This is a genomic window from Blastococcus sp. CCUG 61487, from assembly GCF_005222955.1.
Lineage (GTDB): Bacteria > Actinomycetota > Actinomycetes > Mycobacteriales > Geodermatophilaceae > Blastococcus.
Window position 1 is genome coordinate 61,496 of sequence record NZ_LWUA01000235.1, and the last position, 17,554, is coordinate 79,049.

Annotated in this window: 17 protein-coding genes and 1 pseudogene; 10 read left to right on the top strand and 8 right to left on the bottom strand. The window is 73.6% G+C overall.

Annotation, left to right across the window (positions count from 1 at the left end; genetic code table 11):
• Window positions 1-133: 133 nt before the first annotated feature.
• Window positions 134-1,600: a protein adenylyltransferase SelO gene (locus A6V29_RS13325; RefSeq protein ID WP_137160754.1), complete on the bottom strand. Its 1,467-nt coding sequence runs from the start codon at window positions 1,598-1,600 to the stop codon at window positions 134-136.
• A 95-nt stretch (window positions 1,601-1,695) separates the two neighbouring features.
• Between A6V29_RS13325 and A6V29_RS13330 the strand changes: the two genes are divergently transcribed.
• Window positions 1,696-2,046, top strand: a complete 351-nt coding sequence (locus tag A6V29_RS13330) for a PspC domain-containing protein (RefSeq protein ID WP_137160755.1) — start codon at window positions 1,696-1,698, stop codon at window positions 2,044-2,046.
• 16 nt (window positions 2,047-2,062) lie between these two features.
• Here A6V29_RS13330 and A6V29_RS13335 read toward each other — a convergent pair whose 3' ends face one another.
• Window positions 2,063-2,293: a hypothetical protein gene (locus A6V29_RS13335; protein ID WP_137160756.1), complete on the bottom strand. Its 231-nt coding sequence runs from the start codon at window positions 2,291-2,293 to the stop codon at window positions 2,063-2,065.
• 158 nt (window positions 2,294-2,451) lie between these two features.
• Between A6V29_RS13335 and A6V29_RS13340 the strand changes: the two genes are divergently transcribed.
• Complete coding sequence (locus A6V29_RS13340) at window positions 2,452-3,444, top strand: LLM class flavin-dependent oxidoreductase (protein WP_137160757.1); 993 nt, start codon at window positions 2,452-2,454, stop codon at window positions 3,442-3,444.
• On the opposite strand, the gene A6V29_RS13345 is transcribed toward A6V29_RS13340, so the two are convergent.
• Window positions 3,445-3,924 carry a hypothetical protein gene (locus A6V29_RS13345; protein WP_137160758.1) on the bottom strand — a complete coding sequence of 160 codons (480 nt, stop codon included), beginning with the start codon at window positions 3,922-3,924 and terminating at the stop codon, window positions 3,445-3,447.
• A gap of 81 nt (window positions 3,925-4,005) precedes the next feature.
• On the opposite strand from A6V29_RS13345, the gene A6V29_RS13350 reads away from it, so the two are divergent.
• On the top strand, window positions 4,006-4,905 hold the full coding sequence (locus A6V29_RS13350) for a DUF1028 domain-containing protein (protein ID WP_137160759.1): 900 nt from the start codon (window positions 4,006-4,008) through the stop codon (window positions 4,903-4,905).
• A 6-nt stretch (window positions 4,906-4,911) separates the two neighbouring features.
• On the opposite strand, the gene A6V29_RS13355 is transcribed toward A6V29_RS13350, so the two are convergent.
• Complete coding sequence (locus A6V29_RS13355) at window positions 4,912-5,301, bottom strand: MmcQ/YjbR family DNA-binding protein (protein WP_137160760.1); 390 nt, start codon at window positions 5,299-5,301, stop codon at window positions 4,912-4,914.
• 53 nt (window positions 5,302-5,354) lie between these two features.
• On the bottom strand, window positions 5,355-5,741 hold the full coding sequence (locus A6V29_RS13360; protein ID WP_137160761.1) for an MmcQ/YjbR family DNA-binding protein: 387 nt from the start codon (window positions 5,739-5,741) through the stop codon (window positions 5,355-5,357).
• A 120-nt stretch (window positions 5,742-5,861) separates the two neighbouring features.
• Between A6V29_RS13360 and A6V29_RS13365 the strand changes: the two genes are divergently transcribed.
• The gene (locus tag A6V29_RS13365; protein WP_137160762.1) at window positions 5,862-8,156 is read left to right on the top strand and encodes a putative bifunctional diguanylate cyclase/phosphodiesterase; all 2,295 of its coding nucleotides are present in this window, start codon (window positions 5,862-5,864) and stop codon (window positions 8,154-8,156) included.
• Here A6V29_RS13365 and A6V29_RS13370 read toward each other — a convergent pair.
• The 3 genes from A6V29_RS13370 to A6V29_RS13380 are packed head-to-tail and all read right to left on the bottom strand — an operon-like array spanning window position 8,153 to window position 11,618.
• Window positions 8,153-8,968, bottom strand: coding sequence for a succinate dehydrogenase/fumarate reductase iron-sulfur subunit (locus tag A6V29_RS13370; protein WP_249933211.1), 816 nt, complete (start codon window positions 8,966-8,968; stop codon window positions 8,153-8,155). The two genes, A6V29_RS13365 and A6V29_RS13370, sit on opposite strands and share 4 nt — an antisense overlap.
• Window positions 8,965-10,911: a fumarate reductase/succinate dehydrogenase flavoprotein subunit gene (locus A6V29_RS13375; RefSeq protein WP_137160763.1), complete on the bottom strand. Its 1,947-nt coding sequence runs from the start codon at window positions 10,909-10,911 to the stop codon at window positions 8,965-8,967. Before A6V29_RS13375 ends, A6V29_RS13370 begins: the two co-directional genes overlap by 4 nt.
• A gap of 14 nt (window positions 10,912-10,925) precedes the next feature.
• Window positions 10,926-11,618, bottom strand: a complete 693-nt coding sequence (locus A6V29_RS13380; protein WP_249933212.1) for a succinate dehydrogenase cytochrome b subunit — start codon at window positions 11,616-11,618, stop codon at window positions 10,926-10,928.
• Between the two features lie 144 nt (window positions 11,619-11,762).
• On the opposite strand from A6V29_RS13380, the gene A6V29_RS13385 reads away from it, so the two are divergent.
• From A6V29_RS13385 to A6V29_RS13410, 6 genes and pseudogenes are all read left to right on the top strand, one after another.
• Window positions 11,763-12,371, top strand: a complete 609-nt coding sequence (locus A6V29_RS13385) for a molybdopterin-dependent oxidoreductase (protein WP_137160765.1) — start codon at window positions 11,763-11,765, stop codon at window positions 12,369-12,371.
• A gap of 55 nt (window positions 12,372-12,426) precedes the next feature.
• The gene (locus A6V29_RS13390; protein ID WP_249933213.1) at window positions 12,427-13,077 is read left to right on the top strand and encodes an FAD-binding oxidoreductase; all 651 of its coding nucleotides are present in this window, start codon (window positions 12,427-12,429) and stop codon (window positions 13,075-13,077) included.
• A gap of 39 nt (window positions 13,078-13,116) precedes the next feature.
• Window positions 13,117-14,703, top strand: a complete 1,587-nt coding sequence (locus tag A6V29_RS13395) for a succinic semialdehyde dehydrogenase (RefSeq protein ID WP_137160767.1) — start codon at window positions 13,117-13,119, stop codon at window positions 14,701-14,703.
• 109 nt (window positions 14,704-14,812) lie between these two features.
• Window positions 14,813-15,556: pseudogene (locus A6V29_RS13400) on the top strand (formate/nitrite transporter family protein); the annotation flags it as partial.
• A gap of 67 nt (window positions 15,557-15,623) precedes the next feature.
• Window positions 15,624-16,526 carry an ABC transporter ATP-binding protein gene (locus A6V29_RS13405; RefSeq protein ID WP_137160769.1) on the top strand — a complete coding sequence of 301 codons (903 nt, stop codon included), beginning with the start codon at window positions 15,624-15,626 and terminating at the stop codon, window positions 16,524-16,526.
• Window positions 16,523-17,272, top strand: coding sequence for an ABC transporter permease (locus tag A6V29_RS13410; RefSeq protein ID WP_170977861.1), 750 nt, complete (start codon window positions 16,523-16,525; stop codon window positions 17,270-17,272). Before A6V29_RS13405 ends, A6V29_RS13410 begins: the two co-directional genes overlap by 4 nt.
• Window positions 17,273-17,554: the final 282 nt, after the last annotated feature.

A 17,554-nucleotide genomic window follows, 5' to 3' on the forward strand; every position in this document is an offset into this window, starting at 1 on the left:
CGTGCCGCAGCGCAGCACCTGCGCCGGTCCCCGCCCTCGGGGTAGACCGGCACGCCTTCGTTCCCGACCAGCAAGTGTGCACGCGCCACCTGTTCGGACGACAGATGTCCACCCGTCCGTGGGAACCCTGGGGTCAGGTGCCGCAGAAGGTGCGGAAGGTGGCACCGAAGTCCTGGGGAGCGGGAGCGGCGTAGCGCTCCAGCCCCGGCCGCTCGTCGAACGGGGCGGCCAGCACCGCCGCGAGCGCCTCGAACGGACCGAGGTCGCCGGCCGTCGCGGCGTCCAGCGCCTCCTCGACCAGGTGGTTGCGCGGGATGTAGAGCGGGTTCACCCGGTCCATCGCCGCACCGTCGGGGCCCAGCGCACGCCAGCGCGCCAACCAGGCGTCGAACCCGACCAGGTCGAGGAAGAGCAGCCGCGCCGGCTCGGCGGCGCCGCGGGCGGCCTCGGCGAGCCGCCGGTAGAAGGACGTGTGGTCGACGTGGTCGGCCTGCAGCAGCGCGAGCAGGTCCTCCACGAGCCCGGCCACGACCGCCTCGTCGACGTCGCTGGGCAGTCCCAGCTTGGCCCGCATGCCGTCGGACCAGGCGGCGTCGTACAGCGGACGGAACCGGCTCAGCGCGCCCTCCGCGAGGGCGATCGCCTCCTGCGTGTCCTCGGCGAACAGCGGCAGCAGGGCCTCGGCCAGCCGGGCGAGGTTCCACTCGGCCGCCAGCGGCTGGTTGCGGTAGCGGTACCGCCCGCCCTCGTCGATCGAGCTGTAGACGGTGTCGGGGTCGAAGGCCTCCATGAACGCGCAGGGGCCGTAGTCGATGGTCTCGCCGGAGATCGTCATGTTGTCGGTGTTCATCACCCCGTGCACGAACCCGACGAGCATCCACCGGGCCACCAGCGACGCCTGGGCCGCGAGCACCGACTCGAACAGCGCCAGGTAGCGGTTCTCCGCATCGGCCACCGGCACCCCGTGCCGCTCGATCGCGTAGTCCGCGAGCCGCCGGAGCAGGGCGTCGTCCCCCGACGTGCGCGCGTACTGGAAGGTGCCGACCCGCAGGTGGCTGCTCGCCACCCGCGCCAGCACGGCGCCCGGGAGCAGGGTCTCGCGGCGGACCGCGCGACCGGTGGCGACGACGGCCAGCGAGCGCGTGGTCGGGATGCCGAGGGCGTGCATGGCCTCGGCGACGAGGTACTCGCGCAGCATCGGGCCCACGGCGGCCAGGCCGTCGCCGCCGCGGGCGAACGGCGTGCGGCCCGAGCCCTTGAGGTGCAGGTCGCGCAGGGCGCCGTCGGGGCCGGTCAGCTCGCCGAGCAGCAGCGCCCGCCCGTCGCCGAGCCGGGGGGTGAAGCCGCCGAACTGGTGCCCGGCGTAGGCCTGCGCGACGGGGTTGGCGCCGTCGGGCACGCCGGTGCCCACGAGCAGTTGCAGACCCTCGGGAGTCCGCAGCGCGGCCGCGTCCAGGCCCAGCCCGGCGGCCAGCGGCTCGTTGAGGGCCAGCAGCCGCGGCTCGGGTGCCGCCTCGGCCTGCCAGGGGAGGGCGAGCTCCGGCAGCGTGCGGGCGAAGCTGTCGCCGAGGCGGACTGTCGGTGCCGGGAGGACGCTCACGTCCTCGACGGTACGTCCGTCCGGTACCGGGCGTCGTCGTTCCGGCCAGGGAGCACCCTCGGTCCGGGGCCAGGGTCGGATCAGGGGATCACCCGATGCGCGGCGGGTCCGCCGCCCGGCAGGCTCGTGCCCATGACCGACACGACCGGCCCCACCCCGCCCGCCGCCCCCGTCCGCCCCGCCAGGCGCGGCGCAGCGCCACCGACCGGATGGCCGGCGGCGTCTGCGGTGGCCTCGCCGAGTACAGCGGGGTCGACGCCGTCCTCTGGCGCGTGGGCTTCGTCGCCCTCACGCTCCTGGGCGGCAGCGGCATCGTCGTCTACCTGCTGCTCTGGGTGCTCCTGCCACCGACTGCCGGCGAGCCGGACGGGGCCACGGGTCCGCTGGAGGGGCTCGCCCGCCGGCTGCACACCGCGGTCAACGGCTCGCGCTCGAACCCCGTGTGACTCGAACCCCGTGTGATCAGCCGGCGACCCGGGCGCACTCCGGACACCGGGGCGCCTCCGGCCCGGTGGGCCAGTCGCGGCCCGCGGTGGCGGTGACCAGGACCCCGCACACCGAGGAGTCCAGCCCGTCCACGACGGGCTTGGCCACGGCATGGGCGACGTCGTCGTGCGGGCCCTCGATCCCGCTCCGCGGCTCGCGGCCGCTCCACACCACGGGCGTTCCGGTCACGAAGAGGCTGGCCGTCATGGGCAGAAGTCTGGCGGCTCCACGTGACGGCCGGATGACGAAGAACCGACGATCCCGCGGACGTCGGCACCGTGGACCGGCACCCGCTCGCCGGCGATCCCGGGAAGCCTTCGGGCGAGGCGTGGGTTGCGCATGGCAACCGACGTGAAAGGCACTCCATGCGCATCCCGCTGTCCATCCTCGACCTGGCTCCGATCGCCCGCGGCGAGACCGCGGCCAGCAGCATCGCGGCGAGCGTCGCCCTCGCCCAGCGGGCGGAGGAGCACGGCTACGAGCGGGTCTGGTACGCCGAGCACCACAACATGGCGCGAATCGCGTCGTCGGCCACGAGCGTGCTGATCGCGCACGTCGGCGCGCACACCAGCACGATCCGGCTCGGCGCCGGTGGCGTGATGCTGCCCAACCACTCGCCGCTGACCATCGCCGAGCAGTTCGGCACGCTCGAGGCGATGTACCCGGGCAGGGTCGACCTCGGGCTCGGCCGGGCTCCCGGCAGCGACCAGAACACGATGTACGCCCTGCGCCGCACGCCCGAGTCCGCCGAGAGGTTCCCCCAGGACGTCCTGGAGCTGCAGGCCTACCTGGCCGGCGAGACGCGGGTGCCCGGTGTCGACGCCATCCCCGGCAAGGGCTCGCGCGTCCCGCTGTACATCCTGGGTTCGTCGATGTTCGGCGCCACCCTGGCCGCCGCGCTCGGCCTGCCCTACGCGTTCGCCTCGCACTTCGCGCCGCAGATGCTGCAGCCCGCCGTCGAGGCCTACCGCCGCGACTTCAAGCCCTCCGCGCAGCTGGACCGCCCCTACGTCATCGCCGGGATGAACGTCATCGGCGCCGACACCGAGGACGCGGCCCGCGAGCAGCTCCACGCGGTCCGGCGGAACCTGGCCATCGGCCTGTTCGGCCGCGGCCAGTCGCTCACCGACGAGCAGGCCGACCAGCTGCTCGCCCAGGGCGCCGGGCTGCACGTCGACACGATGCTGACGCACACCGCCGTCGGCGCCCCCGGCCAGCTGGCCGACGCCGTCGAGGGGTTCCGGAAGCTGGCCGACGCCGACGAGCTGATCGTCGCCCACCAGTCCTCGTCGGTCGAGGCCCGGCTGCGCTCGGTGACGCTGCTGGCCGAGGCGATGGACGGCGTCCGAGCCGGCTAGTCAGTCCGCGTCCCCGTCGCACACCTCGATGACCAGCTGGTCGCCGGCGAGGTCCGCCCCGAAGTCGACCACCTCGTCGCCCCGGGAGAACTCCACCTCGGCCCGGCCGGGCGTGCTGTTGACCGACGTCGCCCAGCCGCCGCCCGAGCGGACGTCGAAGGTGAGCGCCGAGCCGTCCGTCCGCAGGGTCACCTCGCCGAGCTCGCCCAGGTCGTAGACCCCGTCCGGTGACTCCGGCACCTGCTCGCACGTCCCCGGTGCGGGCCGGGGCACCTGGCCGGTGCCGGCCGCGTCCGGCGACTCGCTCGGCGACTCGCTCGGCGTCGGCGTCGGCGACGGCGAGGCCGAGTCCTCCTTCTCCGTCGTGGGCGAGGACGAGCTGGTCGTCGCGGACGCGCCGTCGTCCCCGTCCTCCCCACCGCAGGCGACCAGGACCGGGAGGGCGAGGAGCGGCAGGAGCGCAGCGAGGGAGGAGCGCATGCGCTCTCCCTACCGCCTCCGCGGCGACGGCACCAGGGGTTCGGTGTTTGTCCGACCGGCATCCGGGGGCAGTCCGTCCCGGTGACCTACTCGATCGTGGCCCGTGATCCCGCCACCGGGGAGATGGGCGTCGCCACCCAGTCGCAGGCCTTCGCCGTGGGCAGCAGCGTGCCGTTCGCCCTGCCCGGCCACGGGGTGATCGCCACCCAGTCGATGGCCGAGCCGATGTACGGCGCGGTCGGCCTGGAGCTGCTCCAGGGCGGCTTCACCGCCCACGAGGTGCTCACCGCGCTGAGCAGCGTCGACCCGCATCCCGAGCGCCGGCAGCTGGCGATCCTGGGCGTCAACGGTGATCTGGCCGCCTACACCGGCGCCCAGTGCGTCGAGGCGGCCGGGCACCTCGTCGGTGACACCTGCTTGGCGCTGGCCAACATGGCCGCGTCGGAGCGGGTGTGGCCGGCGATGGTGGAGCGCTTCGAGTCCTCCGGCGGGCCCCTCGCCCAGCGGCTGCTCACCGGCCTGCAGGCGGGGGAGGAGGCCGGCGGCGACTTCCGGGGGCGGCGGTCGGCCGCGATCATGGTCATCCGCGCGACCACGACCGGCCGCCCCTGGCACGACATGGTGGTGGATTTGCGGGTCGACGACTCGCCCGAGCCCATCGACGCCCTGGCCGAGCTGCTGGTGACCCGCGCCCGGTACCTGGACGTCGTCCAGGCGTTCCAGCTCGCCATCGACGGCGACCCGGTGACCGCGGACCGCGAGCTCGAGCTGCTGCGGCCGATGGACGCGGTCACCGAACCCGACCAGCTGCTGTGGCGGGCGGTGGTCGCGGCGCTCGCCGGCCGGGAGGACGCCGCACGCGAGATGCTCGCCGAGCTCGCCGGCAGCGCGCCGCAGTTCCTCGAGGCGGCCCGCCGGTTCGGCAAGGCCGGGCTGATGCCGGTCGACGTCGTCGACCGGATCGTGCCCACGGCCGGCTGACCGCGGTCAGGACGACGGGAGCGGGTGCTCGGTCAGCAGGCGGCGGGGTGCCCGGCAGGCCCACGCCTCGGCCACCAGTTCGGTCAGCGAGGTCCGGTCGAGCCGGTCGAGGCGGCAGAGCACCGTCGCGTACCCGTCGAAGTGCGTCGTCGTGAAGTACACGTCGGGCCCGTCGGCGATCAGCGCCGCCTTCGCGCCCTCGTCCGGGACGCGCGCGGCGACGACCGGCCCCGTCGGGGCGGCGTCGCCGAGCTCGGCGAGGTCCTTCTTCCCGAGCGGCCGCTCCCAGACGAAGGCCTTGCCGCGCACGGTCCACTGCCGCCACCCGCGCGAGACGCCCTCCGCCGTGCCCGGCAGGGCCAGGCAGGTCCGGGCCACGTCGTCCCAGCTCGCCATGCCCGCGACCGTAGGTCAGGGCCGGCGCCTGCGGGAGGGGGCGGTGCGCGGCCTCACCCGGGCAGGTGCGCGGCGACGAGGTGGCGCGGCGCGCGGCTGGCCCACGCCTCGGCCACCAGCTCGGTCAGCCCCTGCTCGTCGAGCGCGTCGAGCCGGCACAGGAGAGCCGGCCACCCGTCGAAGTGTGACGTGGTGAACCAGACCTCCGGTTCGTCGGCCAGCAGCGCCGCCTTGGCGCCTTCGTCGGGGACGTAGGCCACCAGCACCGGGCCGGTGGGCGCGCTGTCGCCGAGCTCGGCGAGGTCCGTGCGGTGCAGGGGGCGCTCCCGCACGAACGTCTTCCCACGCACCAGCCACCGGCGGCGCCCCGAGGCCGACACCGCCTCCGTGGTGCCGGGCAGCGCCAGGCACGCACGGGCGACGTCGTCCCAGGTCAGCACGGGTGCCGATTCTCGTCTGCCGGGCCGGTGCCGCACGGCGGCCTCACCCGGTCGGGGGACGTCGGGGGGTGCGGGCGGGGACGTGCTCCAGATCACCCCGGAGCCGGCCGATGGAGAGGTATGGCGGAACGGCTGCCCGAGGTCCTGGTGGACCTGCCCGACGAGGCGCGCGACGACGACCTGTCGCTGCGCGTCGTCCGTCTGCTCGCTGCCGCCCTGGTGGGGCTGTGGGTCCTGGCGCTCGGCGCGGCCGCGCTGGGCGTGACCGCGGTGGGCGACCTCCTGGCCGCGCAGGGGAAGCTCGTGTTCCTCGCCGGGCTGGTGGTCCTCCTCGTGGTCCGCGGTGCCGGCTCGCCGGTCGACCGCGTCTCCTGGTGGTGCTTCGCGGCGGCGGTGCTCTCCTACCTCGGCGGCGCTGCCGCGTACGAGTTCTACTACCGCGGGCTCGAGGTGCAGCCACGCCCGTCGTGGTCCGACGTCGCCTTCCTCGGCTTCTTCCCGCTGGCCTTCGTCGCCTTCCTGCTCCTGCTCCGCACCCGTGTCCGGCGGCTGACGGCCAGCATGTGGCTCGACAGCATCGTCACCGGCTGCACCGCCGCGGCCGTCGCCGCCGCCCTGGGCATCGGCGCGCAGCTGCAGGCGGCCGACGGCGACGCCCTCGCCACCGCCACCGCCCTGCTCTACCCGATCGGCGACCTGCTGCTGCTCAGCCTGCTCGCCGGTGGGCTGGTGCTCATCGGCCGCGGTGCGGGACCGGGCTGGTGGTGGGTCACCGCCGGCCTGGCGATCTTCGTCGTGACCGACACCGCCTACGCCTACCAGCTCGCCCACGGCACCTACACGGTCGGCGGTCCGCTGGACGTGGCCTGGGGACTGGCCTTCGTCTGCTGCGGCATGGCCGCCACCCAGCGCACCTCGCGGGGGACGACGACGCGCGCCGACGGCGGTAGCGCCCTGCTGATCCCCGCGGCCTCCGCGCTGGTGGCCGTCGCGCTGCTGTTCCGCGGCTACCTCGGCGTCGGCGACCCGGTCGCCGGCGGCTTCGCGCTCGCCGCGGTCCTGGCCGCCCTGACCCGCACCGGACTGACCTTCCGCGACGTGCGGGCCCTCGCCGACAGCCGGCGGCAGGCCCGCACCGACGAGCTCACCGGGCTGCCCAACCGGCGCTCGGTGTTCGAGGCGCTGGAGGCGGCCGACACCCGGCTGGCTGCCGGCGAGCCGACCGCCGTCGTGGTGATCGACCTCGACCGCTTCAAGGAGATCAACGACTCGCTCGGTCACGCGGTCGGCGACGCGTTGCTGGCCCAGGTGGGGCCGCGGCTGCGCGACCAGCTGCGCACCGACGATCTGCTGGCCCGCCTCGGGGGCGACGAGTTCGTCGTCCTCGCCGCCGACCTGGACGCCGACGGCGCCCGGCTGCTGGCCGATCGGCTGCGCACCCAGCTCCAGAAGCCGTTCCGGGTCAGCGGCATGGGCCTGAGCGTGGACGCCAGCATCGGCGTCGCGGTCGGCCCGGGCGACTCCGCCAGCGCCGTCGAGCTCCTCCAGCTGGCCGACCTGGCGATGTACGCGGCCAAGTCGACCCGCAGCGGGGTGGCGGTGTTCGACGAGGAGCGCGACGGGCACGGCCGGCACCGGCTGGAGGACGTCGCCCAGCTGCGCCGCGGCATCGAGGGCGGCGAGCTGGTGCTCCACTACCAGCCGAAGCTCGCGCTGACCTCGGGATCGGTGTGCGGTGTGGAGGCACTGGTCCGGTGGCAGCACCCCGACCGCGGACTGCTCTACCCCGATGCCTTCATCGACCTCGCCGAGTCCGCCGGACTCATGGCGCAGCTCACCGACCAGGTCGTGGACATGGCGCTGGCGCAGTGCCGCGCGTGGGCCGACGCCGGCAGGACGCTGACCATGGCGGTCAACGTGAGCCCGTCGAACCTGGTGGACGAGGACTTCCCGGCCCAGGTGCGCGCGCTGCTCGACCGCCACGGGCTCCCGGCCTCCAGCCTGGTGCTGGAGGTGACCGAGGGCCTGCTCATGGAGGATCGCGAACGGGCCGTGCGCGTCCTCGGCCGGCTGCGCGACGACGGGGTCGGCGTCGCCATCGACGACTACGGGACCGGCTACTCGAGCCTGGCCTACCTCGCGGCGCTGCCGGTGACCGAGCTGAAGCTCGACCGGACCTTCGTCGCGGCGATGACCGGCAGCTCCCGCGCGGAGTCGATCGTCACCTCGACGCTGCAGCTGGCCCACGCCCTCGGGCTGGTGCTGGTGGCCGAGGGCGCGGAGGACCAGGCCACCGTCGACGCGCTGACCTGGCTGGGCTGCGACGTCGTCCAGGGGTACCACCTGAGCCGCCCGCTCCCGGCCGACGCGCTGTGGAACTGGCTGGAGGAGCGCAACCCCGCCGTGATCCGCTAGCTCTTGGGGCGGGCCCCCGCGCGCAGGGCACCGAGCAGGTCGTGGTTCAGCCGCGAGATGGTCTCCATCGAGATGCCCTTCGGGCAGGCCGCGGAGCACTCGCCGATGTTCGTGCAGCCACCGAAGCCCTCGAGGTCCTGCTGGTGGACCATGTTGACCACGCGGTCGTTGCGCTCCGGCTGGCCCTGGGGCAGCAGGCCGAGGTGGGTGACCTTGGCGGCGGTGAACAGCATCGACGAGGCGTTCGGGCAGGCGGCCACGCAGGCGCCGCAGCCGATGCAGGTGGCGGCGTCGAAGGCGTTGTCGGAGTCCTTCTTCGGCACCGGCGTCGAGTGCGCCTCGGGAGCGGTCCCGGTGGGCACGGAGATGTAGCCGCCGGCCTGGATGATCCGGTCGAACGCGCGCCGGTCGACGGCGAGGTCCTTGATCACCGGGAAGGCCGAGGCGCGCCACGGCTCGATGTCGATCGAGTCGCCGTCGGAGAACGAGCGCATGTGCAGCTGGCAGGTGGTGGTCTGCTGGGGACCGTGCGCCTGGCCGTTGATCATCAGCCCGCACATGCCGCAGATGCCCTCGCGGCAGTCGTGGTCGAAGGCGACCGGGTCGTCGCCCTGCATGATCAGCTGCTCGTTGAGCACGTCGAGCATCTCGAGGAACGACATGTCGGGGGAGATGTCGGTGACCTTGTAGGTCACCATCTTCCCCTTGGCCGTCGGGCCCTGCTGCCGCCAGACGCGCAGCGTCAGGTTCATGCCCCGCTTCTCCGGCGTCCCGCCGGGCGTCGAGTGGGGACCGGCCTCTGTGATGGTCACTTGTAGCTCCGCTGGGCGAGGTGGACGTACTCGTACTCGAGGGCTTCCTTGTGCAGCACCGGGGGCTGGCCCTCCGGCGTCCACTCCCAGGCGGCGACGTACGCGAAGTTCTCGTCGTCGCGCAGGGCCTCGCCGTCCGGGGTCTGGCTCTCGGCGCGGAAGTGGCCGCCGCAGCTCTCCCGGCGGTGCAGGGCGTCGACGCACATGAGCTCGGCGAGCTCGATGAAGTCGGCGACCCGGCCGGCCAGCTCGAGGGTCTGGTTGAAGGAGTGCCAGTCGCCGGAGACCTTCGCGTTGGTCCAGAACTCCTGGCGGATCTCCGGGATCCGGTCGAGGGCCTTGCGCAGGCCCTCCTCGGTTCGCTCCATGCCGCAGAGGTCCCACATCAGCTTGCCGAGCTCGCGGTGGAACGACGCGGGGGTGCGGGTGCCGTTGATGCTCAGCAGCTTCTGCACGTCCTGCTGGACGCCCTGCAGCGCCTCGACGGCAGCCGGGTGGCTGTCGTCGATCGGCTCGAACGGGCCGCCGGAGAGGTAGTCGGCGATGGTCGCCGGCAGCACGAAGTAGCCGTCGGCCAGCCCCTGCATGAGCGCGCTGGCGCCCAGCCGGTTGGCGCCGTGGTCGGAGAAGTTGGCCTCGCCGATCACGAACATGCCGGGGATCGAGGACTGCAGGTCGTAGTCCACCCACAGCCCGCCCATCGTGTAGTGGACGGCGGGGTAGATGCGCATCGGGACCTGGTAGGGGTCCTCGCCCGTGATCTGGGCGTACATGTCGAAGAGGTTGCCGTACTTGGCCTCGACGGCCGGGCGGCCGAGCCGCTCGATCGCCTCGGCGAAGTCCAGGTAGACGCCGAGCCCGCCCGGGCCCACGCCGCGGCCCTCGTCGCACACGTTCTTGGCCGCCCGGGAGGCGATGTCCCGGGGCACGAGGTTGCCGAACGAGGGGTACTGGCGCTCGAGGTAGTAGTCCCGCTCGCTCTCGGGGATCTCCCGCGGGTCGCGGGTGTCGCCGCGCTCCTTGGGCACCCACACGCGGCCGTCGTTGCGCAGCGACTCCGACATCAGGGTCAGCTTCGACTGGTAGTCGCCCTTGACCGGGATGCAGGTCGGGTGGATCTGGGTGTAGCAGGGGTTGGCGAAGTACGCCCCGCGCTTGTGCGCCCGCCAGATCGCCGTCGCGTTGGAGCCCATCGCGTTGGTCGACAGGTAGAAGACGTTGCCGTAGCCGCCGGTGGCCAGGACGACCGCGTCGGCGAAGTGGGTGCTGATCTCGCCGGTGACCAGGTCGCGGGCGACGATGCCGCGGGCGCGACCGTCGACGACGATCAGGTCGAGCATCTCCGTGCGCGCGTGCTGCTTCACCGTGCCGGCCGCGATCTGCCGCTCGAGGGCCTGGTAGGCGCCGTAGAGCAGCTGCTGACCGGTCTGGCCGCGGGCGTAGAAGGTCCGCGAGACCTGGGTGCCGCCGAAGGACCTGTTGTCGAGCAGGCCGCCGTACTCGCGGGCGAAGGGCACGCCCTGGGCGACCGCCTGGTCGATGATGTTGACGCTGACCTCGGCCAGCCGGTGCACGTTGTCCTCGCGGGCGCGGAAGTCGCCGCCCTTGACCGTGTCGTAGAACAGCCGGCGCACGCTGTCGCCGTCGTTGCGGTAGTTCTTCGCGGCGTTGATGCCGCCCTGCGCGGCGACGCTGTGCGCGCGACGCGGGCTGTCCTGGTACCAGAAGGACTCGACGTTGTAGCCGGCCTCGCCCAGGGTCGCGGCGGCCGAGCCACCGGCCAGCCCGGTGCCGACGACGATGATCGTCATCTTGCGGCGGTTCGCCGGGTTGACGAGCTTGCCGCGGAACTTGCGCTCGCTCCAGCGCTCGCCGATCGGGACGTCCCGGGGCGCCTTGGTGTCGGCGATCGGGTCGCCTTCGGTGAAGAGGTCGAGAGGCATGCCTGACAAATCCTTTAGTCGATCAGACCGAAGAGGACGGAGAAGGGCACGAGCAGGAAGCCCAGGGTGAGCACCGTCGCGATCGCCGTGGCGGTGTAGTTCACCGTCAGCTCCCGCCGCCGGTTGCTCTGCCCGAGGGTCTGGGTGGCACTCCAGATGCCGTGCCGCAGGTGCATGCCGACCAGGATCACCGCGACGGCGTAGAAGGCGGTGGAGACGGGGTTGGAGAAGCTGGCGACCAGGCGGTCGTAGGGCGCGCCGTCGCCTTCGCTGTTCACGGTCCCGAAGGTCAGGTCGAGCAGGTGCCAGACCACGAAGGCGGCGATGATCACGCCGCCCCAGCGCATCGTCCGCGCGGCGTAGGTCTGCGCCACGGCCTTCTTCTTCACGTAGCCCTGGGGCCGGGCGCGCTTGGCCTGCCGCCACAGCGAGACGGCGGCCCACATGTGGGCGAGCACGGACACCAGCAGGACGATGCGGATGATCCACAGCGTCGTGGCGCCGGGCAGCGCCGGGTTGCCGATCGTCCGCAGCCACTCCGAATAGTGGTTGAACTCCTCGGCGCCGGAGAACGCCTTGAGGTTCCCGATCATGTGGGCGATCAGGTACAGCACCAAGATGATGCCGCTGACCGCCATGACGACCTTCTTGAAGACCGAACTCGTCTTCGCCGCCTTGGGCGCTCTGCGCTGGACCCCGTCCGTCACCGTGACCACGGTCCCAAAACTAGGACGTCGGAGCCCCTGTGACCATGGCAACGCGCGGTGACCCCCCTCTCGTAAGGGTTGCCTTATCTACGGGGCGGGCCGTTGACTGAGGGGTGGCCCCCGGCCGTGGAGGAGGGTGGAGGCATGCCTGGACCCACACGCGGCTTCGTCGGCCGCCGTCGTGACCGCGATCCCCGCCTGCCCCCGGGCCAGTACGACGTCGGCACCGACTGGCCGGTGCTCACCGCCGAGCCCACCCCGCGGATCGCACCGGAGACCTGGTCGATCACCGTCGACGGCGCGGTGGAGAACCCGGTGAGCTGGGACTGGGACCAGGCGCACGCGCTGCCCCGGTCGGAGTACCGGGGCCCCATCCACTGCGTGACCACCTGGTCGAAGTTCGGCACCTGGTTCGCCGGGGTCGGCGTCGACACGCTGCTCGAGGCCGCCCGGCCCACGGCCGAGGCGCGCTTCGTCCTCGCGACGTCGAAGACCGGCTACACGACGAACCTGCCGCTGGAGCACGTCACCGGGGGCAAGGCGTGGATCGTGTGGGAGTACGACGGCAGACCGCTGCCGATCGAGCACGGGGGCCCGGTCCGGCTGCTCGTGCCGCACCTGTACTTCTGGAAGAGCGCCAAGTGGATCACCCGGCTGACGCTGACGCGGCGCGACCAGCCCGGCTTCTGGGAGCAGAACGGCTACCACGACCTCGGCGACCCCTGGCGCCAGCAGCGGTACCAGGGTGACTAGCGGGCTCGGTCGCGCGGCGCCTGCGGGAGGCTGGCGGACGGCGACTGTCGCGGGCGTGCGGCGGCCGGTCCAGCGCTCGGTGGAGCTCCGGCTCGACGTCCACGACCGGGTCGACCACCTGCCCGGGCAGCACTACGTCGTCCGCCTCACCGCCGAGGACGGCTACACCGCGCAGCGCTCCTACTCGGTCGCTTCGGCACCCGGCGACCCGCTCGTGGAGCTGTTCGTCGCGCGGCTCGACGACGGCGAGGTCTCCCTGCACCTCGCCGACGTGGTGGAACCGGGTGACGAGCTGGAGGTGCGCGGCCCCATCGGCGGGTGGTTCGTCTGGGATGGCGCCGGCCCGGCGCTGCTCGTCGCCGGCGGGTACGGCGTCGTCCCGTTCGTGTCGATGCTGCGGCACGCCCGCGCGACCGGCCGCGCGGACTTGCTGCGGATCGCCGTCTCGGCGCGCACCCTCGCCGAGCTGCCCTACGCCGACGAGCTGGCCGATGCCGGCGCGCTCCTCGCGCTCACCCGCGAGCCGCGCGGCATCCGCCCGCCGGGCCGGCTCACCGCGATGGACCTCGTGCCGCTGTGGGAGCCCGAGCAGACCGTGTACGTCTGCGGGTCGGCGTCCTTCGCCGACGCCGCCACCGAGCTGCTGATCTCCTCGGGCACCCCGGCGTCCGCCATCCGGGTGGAGCGCTTCGGCCCCAGCGCCTGACCCGCGTGAGGCCCGGAGCAGCCGGGTAGGGGAACGCCCATGTCGACCGCCGAGCTCGCCCCGACGGGCACCACCACCCCTGGCCCCATGGACCCCGCGCTGGTCCACCGCCTGGCCGCGCTGGTCACCGCCGCACCGGGCCGACCCCGCCAGGCGTCCCACGCCCCGTTCGACGGCGCGCTGATCGGCGAGGTGCCGGCCTGCACCGCCGAGGACGTCGCCGAGGCGCAGCGCCGGGCGCGGGTGGCCCAGGCCGACTGGGCGGCCCGATCGCTCGCCGAGCGCCGCGCGGTGATGCTCCGCTACCACGACCTGGTGCTCGAGCGGCAGGAGCAGGTCCTCGACGTCACCCAGGCCGAGACGGGCAAGGCGCGGGTGAGCGCCTTCGAGGAGCTGGCCGACGTCGCCATGACCGCGCGGTACTACGCCAACACCGCCGCGCGGCACCTCCGCCCGACCCGCCGGCAGGGCGCCCTGCCCCTGCTCACCCGCACGGTCCAGCACCACCACCCCAAGGGGCTGGTGGGCGTCATCAGCCCGTGGAACTACCCGCTCACGCTGGCGGTGTCCGACGCGATCCCGGCGCTGCTCGCGGGCAACGGGGTGGTGCTCAAGCCCGACTCGCAGACCCCGTTCACCGCGCTGATGGCCGTCGAGCTGCTGTACGAGGCCGGGTTGCCGCGAGACCTGTTCCAGGTCGTGACCGGCGCCGGGAGCGTGCTCGGGACGCCGCTGATCGAGGGCGTCGAGTACCTGATGTTCACCGGGTCGACGGCGACCGGGCGGATCATCGCCGAGCAGTGCGGCCGCCGGCTGATCGGCTTCTCCGCCGAGCTGGGCGGCAAGAACCCGATGATCGTCCTGGCCGACGCCGACCTCGAGAAGACCGTCGAGGGTGCGGTCCGGGCCTGCTTCGCCAACTCCGGCCAGCTGTGCATCAGCATCGAGCGGATGTACGTGGAGGACGCGATCTACGACAGGTTCGTGCCCGCGTTCGTCGAGCGGGTCGCCCGGATGACCCTGGCGGCGGGCACCACCTGGGAGGCCGAGATGGGCTCGCTGGTCAGCCGGGACCAGTTCGACGCGGTGCGCGCGCACGTCGACGACGCCGTCGCCAAGGGAGCCCGGGTGCTGACCGGTGGCCGGCCGCGACCCGACCTCGGACCGCTGTTCTACGAGCCCACCGTGCTGGAGGGCGTCACCGAGGAGATGGCCCTCTGCCGGGACGAGACGTTCGGCCCGGTCGTGGCGCTCACCCGCGTGGCCGACGCGGAGGAGGCGATCGAGCGGGCCAACGACACGGAGTACGGGCTCAACGCCAGCATCTGGTCCAGCCCGCGGCGGGGCGCTGAGGTCGCCACGCGGATCCGGACGGGCACGGTGAACGTCAACGAGGCCTACGCCGCCGCCTGGGCGTCGCACGACGCGCCCATGGGCGGCATGGGGAACTCCGGGGTCGGCCGGCGGCACGGGGCGGAGGGGATCCTCAAGTACACCGAGCCGCAGACCGTCGCCGTCCAGCGCGGACTGCCCATCGGGCCGATGCCGGGGCTGCCGCTCGAGCGGTACGCGACGGTCATGACCGCCGGCCTCAAGCTGCTCAAGCGCGCGCCGTTCCTCGAGTGAGCGGGAGCCCTCGAAGGTCCGAGCGGGCCGGCGGAAGACCACCGCGGACCGTCCTCAGCTCGGTCGGACCCACGGCCCGCAGGAGGACGAGCTCACCCAGGCCTTCGACGCGATCGTCAGCGAGGGCGCCCAGCGGCTGCACCGCACCTGGCGCGAGGTGCTCACGACCGGCCTCGCCGGCGGGCTCGAGGTGGCGGTCGGCGTGCTCGCGCTGCTGGCCGTCTACGCGGAGACCGGCAGCCACCTGCTGGCGGGCCTGGCGTTCAGCATCGGGTTCATCGCGCTGCTGCTGGCCCGCAGCGAGCTGTTCACCGAGGGCTTCCTGGTGCCGGTCACCGCCGTGGCCGCCCGGCGCGCGAGCGTCGGGCAGCTCGCCAAGCTCTGGAGCGGGACGCTGGTGGCGAACCTGGCGGGCGGCTGGATCCTGATGTGGATCGCCGTGCACGCGCTGCCGGAGCTGGGTGCGACCGCCATCGGGTCGTCGGCCACCTTCCTCGACGCGCCGCTGGACCTGCAGTCGGCCTGCCTGGCCTTCCTGGCCGGCAGCTCGATCACGCTCATGACCCGCATGCAGCAGGGCGCGCACACCGAGGGCGGGAAGATCGTCGCGGCGCTGGCGGGAGCCTTCGTGCTGGCCGGTCTCGTGCTCTTCCACTCGATCCTGGACTCGCTGATCGTCTTCGGTGGGATCCACGCGGGCGGGGCGTTCGGCTACGGCGACTGGCTGGCCTGGTTCTGGTACACGACGCTGCTCAACGTGGCCGGCGGTCTCCTGGTGGTCACCGCGTTGAGGCTGGTCCGCAGCAAGGAACTGCTGGAGCAGGAGCGTGCCGACGCCGCCACGGAGGGCTAGATGCCGCCACGGAGGGCTAGGGGCGCGCCTCTTCCCCGTCGCGCACCGGGCTGGCCATGCTGACCGGGTGATCGAGCTCGACGGGCTGACCAAGCAGTACCGCTCCCGCGTCGCCGTCGACGACCTCACCGTCACCGTGCACCCCGGCCGGGTCACCGGCTTCCTGGGGCCGAACGGCTCGGGCAAGACCACCACGCTGCGCTGCGTGCTGGGCCTCACCCGCCCGACGTCCGGGACCACGCGGGTGCTCGGCCGCCCCTACCGCGAGCTCGCCCACCCCATGCGGCGGGTCGGCGCGCTGATCGACCCGCGCGCCCACCACCCGGGCCGGACGGCGTACGCACACCTGCTCGCGCTGGCGCAGAGCAACGGCCTGCCGCGGTACCGGGTCGACGACGTCATCGACCTGGTCGGCCTGGCCGACGTGGCGCACGAGCGTGTGCGCGGCTTCTCGCTCGGCATGGGCCAACGGCTGGGGATCGCGGCGGCGCTGCTCGGCGACCCCGACGTCCTGCTGCTGGACGAGCCGGTGAACGGGCTGGACCCGGAGGGCATCCGCTGGGTCCGCGAACTGCTCCGCGACCTGGCCGACGAGGGGCGCACGGTGCTGGTCTCCAGCCACCTCATGAGCGAGATGGAGGACACCGCCGACCACCTCGTCGTCGTGGGTCGGGGCCGGTTGCTCGCCGACGTCCCGCTGCCGGACCTGCTCGGTGCCGATGCCGGGGTGCGGGTGCGCAGCCCGCAGGCGCCGGTGCTGGCGGCGGCGCTGCAGCGGGCCGGGGCCACGATCGAGCTGCAGATCGACGGCTCGCTGCGGGTCGAGGGGCTCGAGCCCGAGCAGATCGGGGACGTCGCCTTCCTCGCCGGCGTCCGGGTGCACGAGCTGACCCGGGAGACGGTGTCGCTCGAGGCGGCCTACCTCGCGCTGACCGGCGGCGAGGTCGAGTACCGGGCGACCTGGCGGTGAGCGCCGGGGTCCCGTTCTCGGCGGTGCTGCGCAGCGAGTGGACCAAGCTGTGGTCGGTCCGCTCGACGTGGTGGGCGACGGCGCTCTACGTGCTCGTGGTGCTGGCCGCCGGGTCTCTGGCCGCCGCCGGCACCGACACCGAGGAGCGCGCCGAGGTGGCCGTGCAGACGGCGCTGGTCGGGTTCGGCGTCGCCCAGTTGCTGCTGCTCGCCGTCGGGGTGCTGGCGGTCAGCGCGGAGTTCGCCTCCGGCAGCGCGCTCGCCACGCTGGCGGTGGTTCCCCGGCGGACCCGCCTGCTGCTGGCCAAGACGGTGGTCGTCGCCGGCTACGGCGCGCTGCTCAGCACGGCCCTGGCCGCGGCGTGCTTCCTCGCCGCGCGCACGCTCACCGCGGTGCCCGGGGGAGTCTCGCCGACCGATCCGGACGTGCTGCGCACCCTCGGCCTGCAGATCGCCGCCGCGGCGCTGGTCGGGATGCTGGGCGTCGGCCTCGGGGCGGCGCTGCGCTCCACCGCCGGGGCGGCCGGCCTCGGGGTGGCGCTGGTGTTCGTCGTCCCGCCGGTGCTGGCGGTGTCCGGGCCGCGGTGGGCCGAGCGCCTCTCCCAGGCGCTGCCCATGCTGCGGGTGGGTCAGGACGCGTTCTTCGCGGTGCCGACCTCCTGGCCGGTGGGCATGGCCGTCGTCGGGGCCTGGGCGCTGGGCGCCTGGCTCGTCGGGGCCGTGCTGCTCGAGCGCCGGGACGTCTGACCTGCCGTTGCCGGGCGCTCGCTCACGGCGTCCCGTCGGCCGGTGGCTCGTCCGGTGGCGGGTCGGTGCCGGGCGGGTCCGTGGGAGGCGGCGGTTCGGTGGTCGTCGGTGGGGGCTCCGTGGTGGTGGGGGGCGGCGTCGTGGTGGTCGGCGGCGGCGTCGTCGTGGGCGGTGGCTCGGTGGTCGTGGGTGGCGTCGTCGTCGTGGGCGGCGGCGTCGTGGTGGACGGCGCCGGGTCCGCGGGAGGCGGGGGCGTCGTGACCGCGGCCGGCAGCGGGGGAG